General features: G+C 45.8%; 15 protein-coding genes and 1 tRNA gene. 8 read left to right on the plus strand and 8 right to left on the minus strand.

Annotation, left to right across the window (positions count from 1 at the left end):
- Nucleotides 1-123: 123 nt before the first annotated feature.
- Both OM95_RS08910 and prs read left to right on the plus strand, forming a co-directional pair.
- On the plus strand, nt 124-777 hold the full coding sequence (locus OM95_RS08910) for a phosphoribosyltransferase family protein (RefSeq protein WP_041872803.1): 654 nt from the start codon (nt 124-126) through the stop codon (nt 775-777).
- Complete coding sequence (gene prs, locus OM95_RS08915; RefSeq protein WP_291515946.1) at nt 737-1,711, plus strand: ribose-phosphate diphosphokinase; 975 nt, start codon at nt 737-739, stop codon at nt 1,709-1,711. Before OM95_RS08910 ends, prs begins: the two co-directional genes overlap by 41 nt.
- Here the strand turns inward: prs and OM95_RS08920 are convergent.
- Together OM95_RS08920 and OM95_RS08925 are read right to left on the minus strand one after the other, a co-directional pair.
- Entirely contained in the window at nt 1,687-2,382 is a 696-nt protein-coding gene (locus tag OM95_RS08920; protein ID WP_291515948.1) for a dienelactone hydrolase family protein, read from the minus strand. The two genes, prs and OM95_RS08920, sit on opposite strands and share 25 nt — an antisense overlap.
- 305 nt (nt 2,383-2,687) lie before the next feature.
- Nucleotides 2,688-3,374, minus strand: a complete 687-nt coding sequence (locus OM95_RS08925; protein ID WP_041872805.1) for a hypothetical protein — start codon at nt 3,372-3,374, stop codon at nt 2,688-2,690.
- 144 nt (nt 3,375-3,518) lie between these two features.
- On the opposite strand from OM95_RS08925, the gene OM95_RS08930 reads away from it, so the two are divergent.
- From OM95_RS08930 to OM95_RS08940, 3 genes are all read left to right on the plus strand, one after another.
- On the plus strand, nt 3,519-4,514 hold the full coding sequence (locus OM95_RS08930; RefSeq protein WP_041872807.1) for a tail fiber domain-containing protein: 996 nt from the start codon (nt 3,519-3,521) through the stop codon (nt 4,512-4,514).
- A gap of 5 nt (nt 4,515-4,519) precedes the next feature.
- A complete protein-coding gene (locus tag OM95_RS08935) occupies nt 4,520-5,488 on the plus strand; it encodes a tail fiber domain-containing protein (protein ID WP_291515950.1) in 969 nt (322 codons plus the stop codon).
- Nucleotides 5,489-5,811: 323 nt separating this feature from the next.
- Nucleotides 5,812-8,817, plus strand: coding sequence for a Hint domain-containing protein (locus OM95_RS08940; protein ID WP_291515952.1), 3,006 nt, complete (start codon nt 5,812-5,814; stop codon nt 8,815-8,817).
- 21 nt (nt 8,818-8,838) lie between these two features.
- On the opposite strand, the gene OM95_RS08945 is transcribed toward OM95_RS08940, so the two are convergent.
- Nucleotides 8,839-9,288 carry a c-type cytochrome gene (locus OM95_RS08945; RefSeq protein ID WP_291515954.1) on the minus strand — a complete coding sequence of 150 codons (450 nt, stop codon included), beginning with the start codon at nt 9,286-9,288 and terminating at the stop codon, nt 8,839-8,841.
- Nucleotides 9,289-9,420: 132 nt separating this feature from the next.
- Between OM95_RS08945 and OM95_RS17530 the strand changes: the two genes are divergently transcribed.
- The 3 genes from OM95_RS17530 to OM95_RS08960 all read left to right on the plus strand — a co-directional run bounded on the left by OM95_RS17530 (nt 9,421) and on the right by OM95_RS08960 (nt 13,273).
- Nucleotides 9,421-9,798: a KH domain-containing protein gene (locus tag OM95_RS17530; RefSeq protein WP_363228112.1), complete on the plus strand. Its 378-nt coding sequence runs from the start codon at nt 9,421-9,423 to the stop codon at nt 9,796-9,798.
- 117 nt (nt 9,799-9,915) lie between these two features.
- A complete protein-coding gene (locus OM95_RS08955; RefSeq protein ID WP_041872816.1) occupies nt 9,916-10,275 on the plus strand; it encodes a hypothetical protein in 360 nt (119 codons plus the stop codon).
- Nucleotides 10,268-13,273, plus strand: a complete 3,006-nt coding sequence (locus OM95_RS08960; protein ID WP_291515955.1) for an SUMF1/EgtB/PvdO family nonheme iron enzyme — start codon at nt 10,268-10,270, stop codon at nt 13,271-13,273. The genes OM95_RS08955 and OM95_RS08960 overlap by 8 nt, the downstream gene beginning before the upstream one ends.
- 196 nt (nt 13,274-13,469) lie before the next feature.
- Here OM95_RS08960 and OM95_RS08965 read toward each other — a convergent pair whose 3' ends face one another.
- The 5 genes from OM95_RS08965 to OM95_RS08985 all read right to left on the minus strand — a co-directional run bounded on the left by OM95_RS08965 (nt 13,470) and on the right by OM95_RS08985 (nt 17,666).
- Complete coding sequence (locus OM95_RS08965) at nt 13,470-14,501, minus strand: S66 peptidase family protein (RefSeq protein WP_291515957.1); 1,032 nt, start codon at nt 14,499-14,501, stop codon at nt 13,470-13,472.
- A gap of 103 nt (nt 14,502-14,604) precedes the next feature.
- A complete protein-coding gene (locus tag OM95_RS08970) occupies nt 14,605-15,117 on the minus strand; it encodes a nucleotidyl transferase AbiEii/AbiGii toxin family protein (RefSeq protein ID WP_291515959.1) in 513 nt (170 codons plus the stop codon).
- 231 nt (nt 15,118-15,348) lie between these two features.
- Nucleotides 15,349-15,424: transfer RNA gene (locus tag OM95_RS08975), tRNA-Gln, on the minus strand.
- A 215-nt stretch (nt 15,425-15,639) separates the two neighbouring features.
- The gene (gene spoVG / locus OM95_RS08980; protein WP_041872822.1) at nt 15,640-15,963 is read right to left on the minus strand and encodes a septation regulator SpoVG; all 324 of its coding nucleotides are present in this window, start codon (nt 15,961-15,963) and stop codon (nt 15,640-15,642) included.
- Nucleotides 15,964-16,232: 269 nt separating this feature from the next.
- Complete coding sequence (locus OM95_RS08985; RefSeq protein ID WP_041872824.1) at nt 16,233-17,666, minus strand: trypsin-like peptidase domain-containing protein; 1,434 nt, start codon at nt 17,664-17,666, stop codon at nt 16,233-16,235.
- Nucleotides 17,667-17,674 lie beyond the last annotated feature (8 nt).

Below are 17,674 nucleotides of genomic sequence, written 5' to 3' on the forward strand. Positions count from 1 at the left end.
GCTTGTTGAGAAGCAATAGATTTCATTCTGTCCTTTCTCCAGTACAAACTCGTCTTTAGAATTCAGTTGAGGCGTGCTTCGCAAATTTGCCAGTGAAGCTTTTAAGAAAGTTTGTGAGGTTGTATGGCTTTCAAGAATCGAGAAGAAGTCGCGGTCCTGCTTCTTAAAAAGTTAATGAAATATAAAAATCAGAACCCTTTGATTTTAGGGATTCCCCGGGGGGCGATGCCTATGGCCCGAATCATTGCCGAGGAGCTCAATGGCGAATTGAATGCTATTTTGATTCATAAAATTCCCGCACCCAATCAGCCGGAATTGGCGATTGGGTCTGTGGGTTTGTCAGGAAAAATCTATCCCCTGTCTTTGATTAAGGAATACAGCATTCCAGATTCCTATGTTCAAGCTGCCGCCAAAAAGCAACTGGAAGTTTTGAAAAGACGAAAAGCACAATTTCAGTTGCCGGAGCTGAACTGTAAAGATCGGATCGTCATCGTTGTGGATGACGGCATCGCCACCGGGGCCACGGCCCTTGGAGCGATCAATGAGATTCGTTCGCAGCATCCGAAGAAAATAGTCCTTGCGGCAGGGGTTGTACCTGAGTCGACTTCGGCCAAGATGCGCAGCTTGGTGGATGAGTTCATCGTCCTGGAAGAGCCTGAGTACTTCTATGCCGTCAGCCAGTTTTTCGAGGAATTCAAAGAGGTCACTGATGATGATGTGATGGAGATCCTAAAAAATGTCAAACAATCAAGGCGTTCTCAAGAAGCCCATCCCTAGGATTTACAGCTTTGGCAGCGGCCAGATCTTGGCTCTGGAGCTTTGTAAATATCTGGGCTTGGAGCTTGAAAAGATCAAAGAGGAAAGATTTCCCGATGGGGAGATAAAAATTAAGCCGATGGAAGCGGTTTCTTCACAAGACGTCGTGATACTGCATTCCATGGCTTTTGAGCCCGAGCAAACTCCCAATGATAAAATCTGCGAGCTGCTGTTGTTTATCAGTCAACTTAAGGATGAGGGCGCGGGTTCGATCACCGCCATCCTGCCTTATTTGTCTTATTCGCGATCAGATCAAAAAAAGGACTTTCAAGATCCGCTGACTTTAAAACATCTCGCAATTCTTTATGAAGCGGCCGGAATTGAAAAAATAATCACCTTGGATGTTCACAACTTGGCGGCCTATCAAAATGCCTTTCGCTGCTCCAGCGTAAATCTTGAAGCGGCCCCCTTATTTTGTGACGTCATAAAATCAAAAGGTGCGACGGGTTCACTAGTGGTCCTGTCGCCAGATATTGGTGGAATCAAGCGGGCCGAAAAATTCCGTCATCTTTTGCAAGGGGCTTTAGCAAAACCTGTCGCCATGGCATTTGTTGAAAAATATCGAGAAAAAGAGGGTTTGCAAGGACAGGCCTTGGTGGGAAATGTTCATGAGGCTGATATTATTATTTATGATGATATGATTAGCACAGGCAAAACAGTTTTGCGGGCGGTGGAAGCGGTTCGTAAGAAGGGCGCGCGCACGGTGACAGTCATTGCGACTCATGGTTTGTTTTCGGAAAACAGGGAGGCATTGTTAAATTCCTCCCTGATCAATGAGCTGTGGGTCACAGATTCCAATCCCACGTTGCGTCGGCCCTTATTTAAAGAATTCCCCAAATTAAAAGTTATTTCCTGTGCGCCACTGCTTGCTCAAGGGCTTGGTCTGAAATCTTGAGTGGTCGCAGAACTTATCAGATAGTTGTTAAACCAGCGCGTGGCCAGCGCCGCGACTTGTTCCAGTGTGCCGGGTTCTTCAAACAAATGTGTGGCTCCGGGAATAATTTCAATTTTCTTTTGGCTGGGCAATTCAGAATATGCTTGGCGGTTTAGGTCAATCACCACATCGTCATCACCACCCACAATTAAAAGGGTGGGTGCTTTGACATTTCTAAGTTCCCGATCTGCCAAGTCAGGACGTCCTCCGCGAGAAACGACGGCAAAAATATTTTTGGGTTCTCGAGCTGCCGCAACCAAAGCGGCTCCGGCCCCCGTGCTTGCGCCAAAATATCCTACTAGCAGCGAGCGTGTGGCTTTTTGCGTCTGGAGCCAGTTTTTAGCAACGATCAAACGTTGTGCCAAAGATTCAATATTAAAGACTTCCGCTCGATCATTTTCTTCATCGGGTGTGAGTAGATCCATGAGCAAGGTTGCCAGGCCTGCTTTGCGCAACTCGCGAGCGACAAAATTATTTCTGGAGCTCCAACGGCTGCTGCCGCTGCCATGTGCGAAGATGACAAGGCCCTTGGCATTTTTGGGAATTGACAGAATGCCATTCAGACGAAGGCCTTCATAGCTAATCACCACTTCCTGTTCGTCTTTGTTTAACGATCCTGGTCCTGTTTTCATCGTGCCATCCTTGGTAAGCTGTTGGTCAATCAAGAAGGTTTTATCCTAATGAAGGATTCAGAAGTGCTCACCTTGTTTTTGTGCGGTAACCGAAAGTGCTAGTCTTTTTTGTAGTTCATTTGTAAACTTTGTTGTTCGCTGTGTCAGTGACATAGTCGATCCATGGTAGACGCAGGATCTCCACGATAACGAGGTCTTAATACTGTAAGATGAAATAGAACAATCCAAAGGTTTAAAAGGCGAAGAAGCAGCTGAGCGCTAGGTCTACCAAATGTCACATCCAGTTTGGGTAAGGAGATTGATTTTCAATTCTCCCGAACTCCCCAAGACAACTTTTTATTTATATCGGGATTTTCCGCAAGAATAAGGTTTTGTTCTTCAGTGCCGATGGGTGAAAGCTCTATTTGAACTGTATAGTTCTTAAAGCGAGTGACTGCTGAACTTGGATTGTCGGCGATTTTTAATGGGGAGTTGCCATCAAGTTTTTTGAGTGAGCCTTCGATCGGCAGGCTGACGGCTTTCATGGAGGGCATATCCTTACCAATTTTATTTAAGATGCCCCCTTGGGTGAAGGTAAAGGTTTTAAATTTCATATAATAAGATTTCGTAGTCTCGTTGTACGCATATATCTGAAAATTAAGTACGACCTTGGGGTGGACGGAACCGCGCTTCAAAGTACTTCTTAAAAGGCTGACATTTGCAGCGGAAAGATTAAAAGATAAATTCATGGGGGCTTTCAGACCTGTAGTCCAGCTATAGCTGGAAATAGCGCCTACGATGCTGGATCTTTTTTTTGAAAGCGGGTTGACGCCTGTGAGGTCTGCCGGGAATGTGATGGAGTCGACTTGCAGGCTCGTTAAATGTCCAAAATTCTCTCGTCCTGATTCATTAAATTCAAATCCTTGTGAGAGGCTCAAGTCCGTGAATTCAAGAGTGGCCGCGAACGTATTAAATGTCGTAAACAAAATGGTCATTAGAAAAAAAGCCTTCACATTGAACTCCCTTACTTGGTTTGAGATTCAAATGTAAACCCACCAGGCATTAGCAATCAATATGAAGAGCTAGTAAAAATGCGAGATATTGACGGTTATTGCGATGAGACGATACCTTATGCCTATAGCTAGGGAGAATCATCTATGAATATGGGACGTTTTAACCAAGTGGATCGCAAGCGGCAGTCGGGCTTTTCTCTTGTTGAAGTCCTTGTGACAGTGGGAATCTTAGTTCTGGTCAGCGTCGGTGTGGCCACTATGATGTTGAATTTAAGCCGCGAAACTAAAAGTGTTTCGGCGAAGAGTGATTTCAATTCATTAGTAACGACTTTGCAGGGTGTATTAAATAACTCTAGTAGCTGTCTTGCGGCTTTTGGAGGAAAGGCCAGTCTTGATCTCACAACTCTTCCACAAGCTATTTCGGTGGATATCGGTGGGGCCAAGGTTCAGGTTGGGAAGTATGGAAACCTATTTAATATCACGCATTTTGAATTAACGGGAAAAACTCCAGCGGGCGGACTTAATCAATGGGTCGTACCTCTAAGTCTGGTGATTGATCGAGGGACGGGAAATACGACAGCGGTAGGTGGGAATACATTGGCTCATACCTTTAATCTTATTATGACGGTCGATGCGACAAACAAAGTCGTCGCGTGCGCTGGTCAGTACAGTGATTATTGGGTTCCCACAACTGCAAATAGAAACAACATCACTTATCCAGGCGGAAATGTAGGTATTGGTACAGACACTCCAACCTCACTTCTTGATGTGAATGGGATTGTGGTGGCCACGTCTTATATGTATAGATCAGATTTGCGACTTAAAGAGAACATTCGTGAAATTCCGGACCCTTTGGAACGTACTTTAAAACTTCGTGGCGTCGTATTTGATTGGAAAAATCAGGACCACATGGATAAGGGAACTGACCAACTTGGATTTATTGCTCAGGAAGTGGAGCGCGTATTTCCGGAAGCGGTTTCCACTCATCCGGCCACGGATATAAAATCTGTGGCTTACGGCAATTTGATCGCGCCTTTGATAGAGGCGATGAAGGATCAGCAGAAAATTATCGATCAACAGCAACGAGAAATTGCTGAGATCAAAAACGTACTTAAGAGTAAACAATCTCAGAGACGCTGATTTTTATGAAAAAAATATTTGGAACTCACAATCAGCGGGGATCTTCTCTTATACAAGTCCTCATTGTTACAGGAGTAGTGGCTATCGTCGGCGCGAGCCTTGGCACTATGATCGTAAACACGGTCAAAGAGTCGCGAAGTGTCGCGGCCAAGAGCGACTTCAACTCTTTGGTCAATACAATACAAGCGACGTTGAATAATACTAGCAACTGTTTGAAAGCTTTCGGGGGGGCCGGTGCCGTTCAATTAGGAGCTTATCCCCTGCCTCTTTCGTTGGATATCGGCGGGAAAAAAATCGAACCCGGTAAATATGGAAATGCTTTGAGCATCTCAAAGCTTGAGCTAACAGGGGCTTTGCCGGGAGAAGGAACAAGACAGTGGCTGGCCCGCATGAATCTGACAGTCAATCGCGGCAACAATGCAGGCATGGCGGTTGGCGGAGCTGAGTTATCCAAAGTCTTTGATGTTTTAATAACTGTGGATGAATCTAATAAGATCATCGGTTGTGCCTCACAAAATATAAACTTCTGGGTGACGACGGATGTTATTTCAAATGTGGCTTACTTGGCCGGAAGTGTGGGCATTGGTTTGAAGACCTCGGAAAACGTCACAGCATCTTTGGATGTAAAGGGTGAGTTTAAGAGTAATTTATTTAGAGAGAGATCAGATGCAAGACTTAAGCAAAATGTACGAGAGATTGCCAGTCCTCTTGAAAGAGTTTTGAAGCTTCACGGAGTTCGGTATAACTGGAAAAAAGATTTTTACAATAGAGATGCGGATCAACTGGGTTTGCTTGCTCAGGAAGTCGAAAAAGTATTTCCTGAAGCTGTGAGAACCGACCCTGTGACGGGAACGAAGACTGTGGCCTACGAGAACCTGTTGGCTCCCATGGTTGAAGCCATTAAAGAGCGACAAAAGATTATTCAGAGGCAACAGGATGAAATTGAAGAAATTAAGAGACAGCTTGTTGAATAGCTTTTAAATCAAACTGTCTTAGATATATACAATCCGTAAATACTGTTTAGTTCGTATGTGAGTTTGATTATAATAAGGAAGAGGGATCTTTAGCTTCGATATTATAGTTCCATGAAGTTAAGTGGATTAAGTTCTTTAGATCCTAAGTGCGTTATGGGGGAATTAAGATGACGAGCCATATTTTATTTCTAATGGTAGCTGCAACCCTTTCTCTCATACCCAATAGCGTTAGCGCGCAACAGTCGGCGACTCCGCGAAATTATCCAAGCAGAGGTGCTGGAGCCACCAATTTTGATTGGCAGGATTCTTGGGGTACTCTTCATATGAACTCATTTGCCGATGGTCTGGTTGATCCCGGGGCTCCAACATCTATTAGGGGATTTGTGGATTGCCCTCAGGGAGAGTTTTGTACGTCGCGAATTAATACAAGCTTGGATCAAACGGGACGCGTCCCATTTAGAGATGTCATCAATAGTGTTTTGAGCCCCGCCGGCGTGAGGCTCGTAGCTAATGGTATTAAATTTGATATTAAGAATTCCGTTTTGAACTGTATGTCTAAAAAAGTTCCGAATTGGTCCTATAGGAACAACTCGGATTATACACGTACGAATGTCTGTATCGGAAAACTGAATAAAATGCCGGATGAAGACGCTTATGCGAATCCCAGTTTAAGAACGATGATTCATCTTCCTCTATGGGACAGAAGAGCCAACGATGAACGCTCTTCAGACAATGGCCAACCTCATGGATGTCAGCAGCAAGTCACCAATGGCTGTAATAATATCCGCGATATGCATGGTTGCATTGACGACTCAACAGGTGCATCGATGGTACCCGGGGAAAACCCTGGCTATATGTATCCGGTCACACATGTATATTCGACTGAGGAAGTGAATGACCTTGGTGGAAAAGGGGCGCAGATTCCCTCGACCTATTATCGCGTTCAGAGAATTACCGGAAAAGGTGAGCCGGTAAAAAACTCACCAACTCCGCCTTCCGGTGATTACATTGATCAAGGTACGCAACAGTCGGAATGTACTCGTTGGGCGAATCCTATTTTAACTGTCAAAGACAAATCATCCTGCGTGAACAGTCCAACAACTGAAGAAAGTTGTACTGCCAGAGCGGTTACGCCGGTTTCCAAATGTGAGTGCAGTGTTAAAGCTCTTATCACGGAATCCTGCAAGACTTATAACTATACTCCCATCACGTCTCATCGGCCTGGGCTTGCGACCTCTCTTGATGACGCGGTCCCAGGATATCCTGTGGTCACCGTACACGCGGCTCCGGATCCAAATCTTGCAAGGATTAAAAGTTATATTTTCACCAACACAGATCCCAAAGCCGATTTATCAAACTTCATTATTATTGATCCCTCTAATTTCTTTGATTTGAGTTTGTATCGCCCTGGGGCTCCTTATGATTCCGGTTACAACAAAGTATCAGCGGGCGGTCTCGTTGAAACTTTTGATACGTGTCCTGTTATGGGCTTAACAGGAGGATATGGTGGTATTTGCGATCCTACCGGAAATGCAGGTTGTAATTTGCCGGTTTACTGGGTGGGACCGCAGACGGCCTTCTCAGATGCGAAGGGGAATTCTTTTAACTACAACGATTATCCTATTAAGTGGTCAGGCTACGTAAAAAGTTGGGCGGTTCTGACTGCCGATCAATATCTGGAAAATATCAAAGACAGAAGAACAGCAGGCGGAGCAAGCCTTTACCTAAAAGGAAAATACATCAACGAAAACCCGGTTTTAATGATTCAGCGGGCGGACGACTACTGTGATATTCAAGAAAGAACATCCGTTCCCGTAACACAGTCCGGTACTGGTAGCAAACCGGACATGCCATGCATCCAATATCTTCAATACCAGGCAAATGATCCTGCGGGAAAAGTTTATACTTTTGTGAATTTGTATAGTCCTGATGAAGATCCTCATGACGAAAATCATATCGAGTTTGATACGGCTCGATTGTACGACATTGGAGAGAATGGAAAACCGGATAAGTCGAAGCCCGTTCCTGGAACCGGCAGCGATGTTGATATCGGTGGAGATGGGTCTCGTAACGGGTTTCTTTCTTTCAAAGATTCCCGCAATCCCATTGCTATTTATAATGACCGCTCAAAAAGTTTGGTTGGACTTCCTGCGATCATAAAAGCCAACTATGACGGGTCTAAAAAGCCGGTGTTTGATGCAAAAGGGAAACGTGTCTCCGGACCGGTATTGAGTACTGAAAATGCGCCCACCGCAGGTGAGTATTTAGGTATCGATGCAGCCACGGGAAATGTGGACACCTCAAAAGGAACGGGAATTTTGATGGAGCCCGGAACCATGTCTTTTGTGAAGATGCCATACGATCTTATTATTAGTGGCGACTCGGCTCCTTGCGCGGTGATATCTTATCCGGTGACGGATGAACAAAAGGTCTTTATTCCAACGAACACCGAGGCCGAGTTTCAGTCATTTGTCGCGGCCGCTGCCGATGGAAAAACCGGTGGAGTGAAAATCAGAAGATGTAGTGCCTCTTATCAGAAAAACGCCTTGGCTGCAAAAAGCGGAGAGGTGGCCGCTGCGGGTAATGCTGTTCAGGGCACTGAAACATGGACGGGGATGTTAAGCTGCGGTGACCTTACGAAAAGACCAGCCTGTAATCAGACTAAAATGATTACAGCCATGCGCTATTGCCAACTTGAAAATGGCACACTTAACTCGTGCGGCTCTTGCTCGGGTGCGACAGATCCTGATGATAAAAGAGTGAACTTTACCAATGAGGCCGTTGACGGCGAGGTTTTAGTAAATCCGAGATTTGCCGCTTCAAAATGTTATTTCTCTGCGGCCTGCTTTAATAAAAAAGCGGCTGAGTGCCCATCGGAAAACTCCTCGGGTGGTCACGTCTTCTGCTTGTCCGCTGACACGAAAATTACCATGGCGGACGGAACACAAAAAGCGATTGCCAAAATCAAAGCCGGAGAAATGGTCATGGCCTTCGACGGTAAAAACACCCGTAATAGCATCTTGAAAAAGGCTAAAGTGATAGCCACGGCCGTGACGAAAAAACAGGAGATCATTAAAATCAATGATCTTCGCATCACTCCGAAGCACAAAATAGTCTTGGCGAGTGGTCGTGCGGTGATGGCGAGTGATATCCGTATTGGGGATAAAATCATGGGTGCTGACGGTCTCTTTATGACTGTTGAAAAAATCGATAGTCACCAAGCTCCTATCACAGTGTACAATCTGGTTTTGGATAGTAGCTCGGATGGCTACATAGCAAATAATGTACGTGTGCTTTCATATCCAAAATTGAAAGGCATGGAAAATTAGTTTTCTTAAAGGACATGGATCTTATTTAAGAGTCATAAGATAGGCGATAAGGTCCATACGGTCTTGAGGGTCCGCGATACCCCCGGAACTCATCTTAGTGCCTGGGACGTAAATATCAGGTTCTTTAAGCCAATGATCAAGTTCAGCGATGCTCCAAGTTTTTCCTCTTAAAGCCATGAGCGCATCGGAATATTCAAAATCTTTTCTTCTAGCGATTTTGGCTCCGACAATACCAAACAGGTTGGGGCCTGTTTTATTCGGACCGTCTTTGCTGAAGCTGTGACAAGCGGTGCAGTTGTGCGAGATTTCCCGGCCCACTTGAATATCGGCGGCGTCTAACATGTCATTTCGTTCAATAGGTTTGATGTCGGTGGAAAGTGGCTCGAGAGTTTGTTGCCAAGATCTTTCCTGTAAGATGATTGCTCCAAGAGCCAATATAAAAAGGAAAATACCAAGCTGCGCCTTTTTCATTTGTCCTCATGAGGTGTGTTATAATTTAAGTTAATATCATATCTGCCGCTATGTCCATCTTGTAATATAGAGTCCGTGCGCAGCTGAGATGAAGCATCTTCGATTTGAGCTGCATTTCCTCGACGAAGTCCTTTGGTTGATTCAAGTTGTCGCAAGAAAAACTGGGTTCCTGCACAGCCAGTAAGGAATGTCATCAGAAGAACAAGGCTTGGTGCGAATCCCACTTCGCGCATTTCCGATGTTTCAAGTAAAGAGCAAGTAAGTGAAGATCTGAAGCAAAGGATCGAGGACTTTTTAAAGATGATGGTCGAAGACTCTAAGGATATTAAAATTTCAGTGATTCACGGTGAGCGAACCACGATATTCTCGATATCTTGTGGAAGACACAACATTGCAAAAGTATTGGGCCGAAAGGGAAAGACAATTGATGCTATCCGAACTTTGGTTGTGTCTGTAACAGGACGATATGGATTTAGGGGTCATCGTCGAGGTACCCTATTTTCCCAATGAATGAGTCTCAGTCTGAGTCAGCCAAATTGAGAAATGCGAGATCTTATGTGTAGTTTTAAAGTTGTTTACTTAAATCGCCGAAGAGTTTGACAGAAAGAAAAAGTTGGAGTGAATTAAATGAGCGAAGCAAACTTGCTGACAACGCTGAGTTGTTTAGTAACCTATAGTCAGCGGATCATCAACTCAAGCCATAGCTTCGCTTTAAATAATAAAAAACAAATTTTTTTTCTTTATATCTTGGTTACCTTGGGTCTTTCTGCGTGTTCTCTGGAGGCGCAAATTACCAATGTGCGTTTGCTCAATCCAGAATTTGAAATTCAAGAACGCAAAGAGCCTGATTTCATTTACGGTGAGGTCGTAACCACCTATGGTGGCAAGCCCGGCTATGAAGTCAAAGCCGTCTTCGGCGAAATCTCAGAAAAAACAAAAAGTTTAAATGGCAATCAATGGCAGCTTGAAGGAGTCTTTTATGAGTAAGGCATTCATGTGCATACTTGCGTTACTCATGTTTTCATTGCCGGGCTTTGTAAGGGCTCAACATAAAGGTATTAACTTTCAGGCGGTGATTAAAAAGCCTGATGGGACTTACCCCAGCGCCATCGGTTTGACGGTGACTTTGCAGATTTTAGACCCTGTGACGAAATGTGTTCTCAGGGAAGAAGAGCATTCCAGCAAAAATGTCTCTAACGGATATTTGAATTTGGTCATCGGGGACGCGAGTGCCACCACTCCCTTGGGGAAAAATCCCTCACCGGTTTTGTCGATTCCTGAAGTGATGGATAATAGGAAACAAAGAACAGGGCTCAAATGCGTTGATATTCATAATAATGTCGTCGCTAGTAACCAGACATATATTCCTTCCAACGTCGATCGCCGGGTATTACGGGTTCGTTTGAATATTCAAGGTGATGATGTTGTCGCGGATTTCAATATGCGTGCGGTGGCCTTTGCCGTGAATTCTGAAATGTTGAACAGTAAGACCGATACGGACTTTGTGAATGTCAACAATGCCAAAGGTGTAACTCAAGATAATGTCGAAAGTATCTTTGAAAGATATACGAACTTAGATGCGATATTGAACAACTACACCAAACTGAATTCGTTGTTGGGAAATACCAATGGTGCGGGGAATAACCTGGGTGTCAACATCACCGGGAACGCCGCCACAGCGACCACAGCCAACAGTATTGCTGGTGGCGTGAATTCTTTATTGCCGACTCAAACTGGAAATGGTGGGAAATATCTGAAAACTGATGGCACGAATGTCAGTTGGGAAACAGCAGCTGGCGGTGGTGGACTGACTCAAGTAGGAATCAATTTGCCTGCAAGTGTATTTACAAATGGTGCTGACATCACGGCCAACGGTAAAGTCAGTGCAACTTTTACCAATCAAAATGCGAACGTCGTCTTTGCAGGGCCATCCAGTGGTGGAGCTGCTGTGCCGGGTTTTAGGGCTTTAACCGCAAGCGATATTCCTAGCTTGGGTTGGAATCAAATGACCGGGGTCCTTTCCAGTGAACAAATCGCCAGTCACACACCGAGCTTTATTGCGAACGGTTTAGTGATGACAGGTGCGACCGGTGTTGCAGAACCCTTGGTGCTTTCTCCTTGTGTGGGTGTGGTGAAATCAACCCTTGCGACGTATTCCTGCGCACCACTTGCCTCAACGGATTTAGCGACGGATATTATTAAAACAGGTCATATTGAAAATGGCGCGGTGACAGACGCAAAGATCTCAGGAACGATCAGCAGCGGCAAGTTACCGGTGGCAAGTGGCACGACGGATGGAATTATTAATCAAGTTGCGCAGTCAATAAAAGGCGTGAAGACCTTTATTGATAATGCCATTTTCAATACAATCACGGCATCAGGAAATATCACGACCAGCGCGGATTTAGCCTCAACAAATATGACTGCTTCAGGTGTGGTTAGTGCCGACCGAATCAAAGTAGCAAACTCCAGCGCCGCTTGTAACGGAACAACGGAAGGGTCGTTGCGCTACAACTCTACCAAAAAGAAAATGGAATATTGTAACGGCACGGACTGGACTCAAATATCTCAAGGTGTGATAGCTTCTTTGATTCTTGGTGCGCCGAGCAGTGCCATTGTTAAATCCGGCCCTGTCACTTTTGATGTGACTTACGGTTCAGGGGTGGATACCGGCACAATTAACTTAACTCCCGCCCATGTGACCATTGCCGGAACAGCCACCGCAGGATGCTCGGTGACGGGAGTTGCTGGTGGCGGAACAACCCGCACAGTGACGGTGAATGGTTGTACGGGAACAGGTTCTGTTTATATCACGATTGCACCAGGAACTGCGAACTCTACAACCGGGGATGCTGCACCCGCAGCAGGCCCATCTGCAAGTTACTTGGTTGATAACACAGGTCCCAATGCGCCAACATCGTTGGTACTCGGTTCTGTACCGAATAATTTCACAAACTCTCCAACGATCACTTACACCGCAGCGACAGATGTGGGTGGAAGTGCTATCGCTAAACACCAAGTGCAAATCAAGAAAACTTCAGATAGCAGCATCGTCAAGGCTTGGGCTGATCATGTCAGCGGGGCAGATATCAGTGGACTCAGTTTGACATTTAATACGAACTACACAGTGGAAGTTCGTGCCGAGGACGCCCTTGGCAATATCGGTGACATTGCCTCAGCCGCTTGGACAACGATTGATGATCCATGTCCAACGAACTATATTTTAGTTCCAGCTTTAGCGGGATACACGACGCAAGACTTCTGCGTGGCTCAGTATGAAATGAAAAGTAATTCTGGTGCCAAATCAGAACCTGCAGGAAATCCTTGGGTCAGCATCAATAGGGATGACTCAAGAACACAATGTACCAATTTAGGTGGTAAGTACGATTTGATTTCAAATAACCAATGGCAAACGATCGCCAGAAACATCGAGCAAGTTCCGTCCAATTGGTCAGGTGGTGCCGTCGGAAACGGAAAGCTTGCTAGAGGCTGGGCAGCTAACAGTGGAGCTTATCCTGACAGTGCTGGTGCCTACGATGGCTGGACAAATAGTGCCGTAGCTTCAAGCACGGGTCCTGCATGTCTTTACAACACGGGTGCGAATGCTTGTAGTTCAACGGGAACGCATCTTTATCGAAGAACTCACACCCTTACAAATGGAAAAGAGATCTGGGATTTCTCAGGAAATGTCTGGGAGTGGACTCGCGACAATTACGCGGACCTCGGTGTGAATCCGGCAATCAGCGCAGCTTGGCAGGAGATCTTCGGATTGTCAGTAACGAATAAAGGCCTATTTGGTCCGGCAGATGGAAACTTGAAGTCTAATCAGGGTATTGGACAAGCCTATGGTACGTCCAACGGGGCCGTCCTTCGTGGTGGTAACTGGAGCAACGGCGCGTACGTGGGCGTATTTGCAGTCAATCTGTTCTTTGCGCCGTCGATCCCGAACACGGACATCGGGTTTCGGTGCGTGTTCGTCCCGTAATTCTGCGGGGCGAAGCCCTGCAGTGGATCTGAGCCTGGCGACCAGCAAGGCAAATCAACTGTACGGAGCGAGCAAGTATTAACTTTATTAAATGAAGCGTCTTGAAGATCTGAAAGTGGGGGGCCGGTTTATTGATTATGCAAGTTTCGTTCATTTGTGAAAAGATATGACTATGCTTTGGTAGCTGCCGCCTAAACTACAAATCACTACAAATTGAGAATTCGACTTCAGTTATATCAAAAGCGGATATTTCAACTGGCGATAACTGCGTAATGGAGATCATTGGAACCGTATGGCTGCAGTCAAAATTGGAAATGACGGGATAAGGTCGAGGTCCAAGAATCTCTTTAAACAAATCTTCATAGGTAAACGAAGCGCCTTCTTGATTATAAAACTCTGGTTTTCCAATAATCAGACCTTTTATTTTCTCAAATACACCGATGAACTTTAGCTGCTGAAGGTGACGCTCGGTACGACTTAAAGGGGCGTCCATGTCTTCGATAAGTAAGATTTTATCTTGGAAGTCAGGCCAGTAAGGTGTTCCCGCAGCAGACATAAGGGTGTTCAGGTTCAAGGCTAAGATTTCTCCGCTAGCAACGCCAGGATGAAGCACTTTCCAGCCCTCATTGTTCTGCCAATGGCGGGGCAGATTTTTCCAATCGCCATTAGACCAATCCCTTTTGTGATTACTCCATCTCTGTGGAGGATTGATTTTGCGAAATCCTTTGTTTGGCAGAGTGACTGCATCCAGAAACCACTGTGTGCTTTCCGGAACTCCGTCGGGCCACTCTCCAAACCAGCACATAACGCTGGGGCCGTAGACTGTTCGCAGCCCAGAGAACTTCATGATGGCTAGATGCAAAGAGGTGACATCGCTAAAACCACAAATGACTTTGCGGTGTTCACGTATTTTTTCGAAATCCAAAAAGGGAATCAAACTGGAAGAGTTGTTTCCGCCAATAGTTGATACGAGCCCTTGAACCTCAGGATCCTCGATTAAGGACATAAACTCTTGTGCTCGCTCTTCGGGCGTACCAGAGCGATAACCTTGAGACTTGCGAGCATGCGTGAGGGAGCCCAGTTTGACTTTAAAACCAACGCGCTCAAGATTTTTTATGCCGTTAACAAAGAGTCCTTCATTCCAAGAGTAGCCCGGACTGGAGGGGGTGAATACTCCGATGGTGTCGCCGACTTTTAAGGGCTTTGGTGCGCGGATTGGTTTTGCCACGATTAGAGTTTGAAACTTTTTGGAGAAATGGGTTTGCGGGGAGGAATACGACGCTGGGTTAGTCGAAGAAGCTCCTCAATAAGCCCGCAATAAGCAGCAAATGTTAAAGTCTGTTTTTTATGTCCAGTATTTCGTTCCATACATTAAATATATCCGCATATTCTTTAATTTTACTAAAGTTAACATCGGGGACATTTCTTAGAATTGTTAGAATATCTCCCTTGTCTGTGAACTCTCTTGACCGATCTCCAGCAAAAGCTTGGATTTTTAATCCGATTAAATCTTCAGGACTGACAACCTGATAAGGGAATCCATCAATAGTTCTAAGATGCTCTAGCATTTCTTGGGACTTTGGGCGGTTCGCGAAAATAATATCAATTTGTGCGTGTCCCGAAAGCTGCAGAACCTCCGCGTTTTCGTTGACTACTTTCAAACTTAGATCATGAGCAATTTCTTTGAGTGCGTTTTTATGCTGGCCATGAATTAAAAAATCAATGTCGAAGGTGGTTCTTTCGCCACCATAGGCAAACACCGCCATCCCACCGATAATGCCAAACTGGATATGTCTTTTTTGTAGTTCGTTCGTGAACTCTGTTATTCCTTGTATCAGTGACATAGTCGATCCAGGATGACATAGGCCAAGGATTCGCACAAGACCCTCATCTTTAAAATGGGTAAGTGGAGCTCTAGAGTCGTAGAACCGCAGAGTCGGAGTTTTCTGCCGGCGGCAGAAAACGACAAAACCCAAAACAGAGATCGAAGACGGGAAACTTCAGAACCTACTCCGACGCAGTCGGAGTGCAGACAGCACAAATAAAAAAACCGCCAGAAGGGCGGTTGTTTTATTTGGATGGGGTAGCAGGACTCGAACCTGCGAATGACAGAATCAAAATCTGTTGACTTACCAACTTGTCGATACCCCAGCAAGAAGTCTTATAGAAACGCTAAATTACGGATTTTGGGGCTCAAAAGCAAGAAAAGATTCAATGCGTCAACCAAAAGTCCCCTGGCACCTTTTTAAAAAAAAGCCCGTCGGGATCGACGGGCTTTAAAGGTTCCATGGGTTTTTCTGAAGCCGCCTCCCTTGTCTTCTCCACATTTGAAGGCAAGTCGGCGAGTGAGCAGGGAACTTCGATCCTTAGTAATCGTCGCCGTAGTCGCTGTTAGGCGCCTTTTGGCGTTTTAGATTTACCAGGGTTTCTCCCATGGATTTTAATTCTTTTTCATAAGCTTCGAAGATCAGGTCTTCGATCATCGTGCGTGTCTCTTGATTTAAGGGATGCGCGATATCACGGAACTGACCGTCTTTGCGTTTCTTACTGGGCATAGCTACAAACAGCCCGCTCGTGCCCTGAATGACTTTCAGGTCGCGAACAACGAAACAATTGTCGAGCGTGATGGACACATAAGCCTTTAGGCGGTCCTCATTGACTGGAAATACTTTGACCTCGGTGACTTTCATGCCGTGTCCCTTTCGTGGTGTCGTTCTCGTTGCAAACTTTGGAGCCATACTATGGTCCGTTATTCTTCTCGGTAGGTGCGAAAAAAACTAAAGACCTAGGTCGAGGAATTTTACAGGTTTTCTACATCCCCGGACCTCTTTGTCTTGATCTGAGACAAAGTGCCCATTTGTATAGCATGTAACCAAGGAAATCCCATATTACGTATGTGTATTGACGCATGGAAAATAAAAAGCCCACCGTGAAAGTGGGCCTTTTAAGCAGGTGCCTTTTAGTTGGCGGTGATGTTGATGATTTGAATGCGGGTGTTGCGGGCGATTCTTAAGGTATTTTCGCCTTTTTTAAGATGCTTAAGCACGTCCTTTGAGTTGTCGACGGGCTTTTTGTTCACATCAAGAACGACATCCCCAACCCGCAGGCCTCCGCGGGAAGCAGCGCTTGAGCGTTCAGTTTCAATGATCACTGGCTGCTTCATATCTGAAGGAAGCCCCCATTCGGTTCTGAGCTCCGGCGTCGGGTCCATGACCGAGAAACCCAGATTGAAAGGCGCTTTTTGACCCACATAGCTTTTCGCCTGAGCTTTCACGATGCGTTTGTCTTCGGTTCGTTCCGCGACACTCACGCTCAAAGAAACCTCTTTGTTATTACGAATCACTTTGGCTTTCGCAGGTTTTCCAATCGGCGAGTCCGCCACGGCATCCATCAAATCCAAAGAGTTGCGGATGGTTTTTCCATTAAACTCGGTCACGATATCGTAAGTTTTCATTCCCGATTTGAAAGCAGGTCCTTTCGGGTCCATGTTCGTGATGACGGCACCACGAACATCGCCAAGACCCAGGTACTCAGCAGCATCGGGATCCAGGTCGCCCAAAGCCGCTCCGATGTAACCTCGGGCAATCCTCCCTTTGGATTCAAGAATTGGCAAAATTGCTTTGACCTCGTCAATAGGAATCGCGAAGCCGATGCCTTGTGCTCGCGCATCGATGGCTGAGTTAACACCGATCACTTGGCCTTTGGTGTTTACCAAGGGGCCACCGGAGTTTCCGGGATTGATGCTGGCGTCAGTTTGAATTAAAGGAATTTTATTGATCTCAGTGATGTCACGTCCTTTGGACGAGACAATCCCTTTTGTCATCGAGTGGCCGTGGCCAAAGGGATTCCCGAAGGCTGCGACCCATTCACCGACCTCAAGATCTTTCGAAGAACCCAGAACCGCATAAGGAAGTTTTTCCCCCGCTTTGGGAGTGATTTTGATTAAAGCAATGTCCGTTCTTTCGTCACTGCCGATCAGGGTCGCTTCATAGACGTCTTTAGATTTTTCATTCAGTTGCACATTGATCACATCCGCACCAGCAATCACGTGGTTGTTGGTGATGATCAGACCGTCCTCACGAATGATAAAGCCGGTGCCCAAGCCCATTTGTTGGGGGCGCTGTTGCTGCTGAGGTTGTTGCATGCGAAAGCCATAAAGCTGTTCAAGCATATCCAACATCGGGTCACGGCGCCCGGGCATGTTCTTTGGAAGAGCTGTCGTCGAGATGTTGACGACGGCGGGGTTGACGGCCTTGGCAAGCTCGACAAATAAATTTCCTGGCAACGGATCGCTGAGTTTTAATTTGGGGGCATCTTTTGGCAAAACAGTTTGCGCTTCCGTCACCGGTGTAGTCAGGGACACCGCAAGAAGCAGAATCAAGAACTTCTTCATAACAAAGT

Source organism: Bdellovibrio sp. ArHS (assembly GCF_000786105.1).
Classification (GTDB): Bacteria; Bdellovibrionota; Bdellovibrionia; order Bdellovibrionales; family Bdellovibrionaceae; genus Bdellovibrio.

Bases quoted from the DNA above. Each gene is read 5' to 3' on its own strand.
- OM95_RS08970 (WP_291515959.1), bottom strand. From the start codon at position 15,117: ATGTCACTGATACAAGGAATAACAGAGTTCACGAACGAACTACAAAAA.
- spoVG (WP_041872822.1), bottom strand. From the start codon at position 15,963: ATGAAAGTCACCGAGGTCAAAGTATTTCCAGTCAATGAGGACCGCCTA.
- OM95_RS08910 (WP_041872803.1), top strand. From the start codon at position 124: ATGGCTTTCAAGAATCGAGAAGAAGTCGCGGTCCTGCTTCTTAAAAAG.
- OM95_RS08955 (WP_041872816.1), top strand. From the start codon at position 9,916: ATGAGCGAAGCAAACTTGCTGACAACGCTGAGTTGTTTAGTAACCTAT.
- OM95_RS08920 (WP_291515948.1), bottom strand. From the start codon at position 2,382: ATGAAAACAGGACCAGGATCGTTAAACAAAGACGAACAGGAAGTGGTG.
- OM95_RS08945 (WP_291515954.1), bottom strand. From the start codon at position 9,288: ATGAAAAAGGCGCAGCTTGGTATTTTCCTTTTTATATTGGCTCTTGGA.
- OM95_RS08935 (WP_291515950.1), top strand. From the start codon at position 4,520: ATGAAAAAAATATTTGGAACTCACAATCAGCGGGGATCTTCTCTTATA.
- OM95_RS08960 (WP_291515955.1), top strand. From the start codon at position 10,268: ATGAGTAAGGCATTCATGTGCATACTTGCGTTACTCATGTTTTCATTG.
- OM95_RS08985 (WP_041872824.1), bottom strand. From the start codon at position 17,666: ATGAAGAAGTTCTTGATTCTGCTTCTTGCGGTGTCCCTGACTACACCG.
- prs (WP_291515946.1), top strand. From the start codon at position 737: ATGTCAAACAATCAAGGCGTTCTCAAGAAGCCCATCCCTAGGATTTAC.
- OM95_RS08940 (WP_291515952.1), top strand. From the start codon at position 5,812: ATGAACTCATTTGCCGATGGTCTGGTTGATCCCGGGGCTCCAACATCT.
- OM95_RS08930 (WP_041872807.1), top strand. From the start codon at position 3,519: ATGAATATGGGACGTTTTAACCAAGTGGATCGCAAGCGGCAGTCGGGC.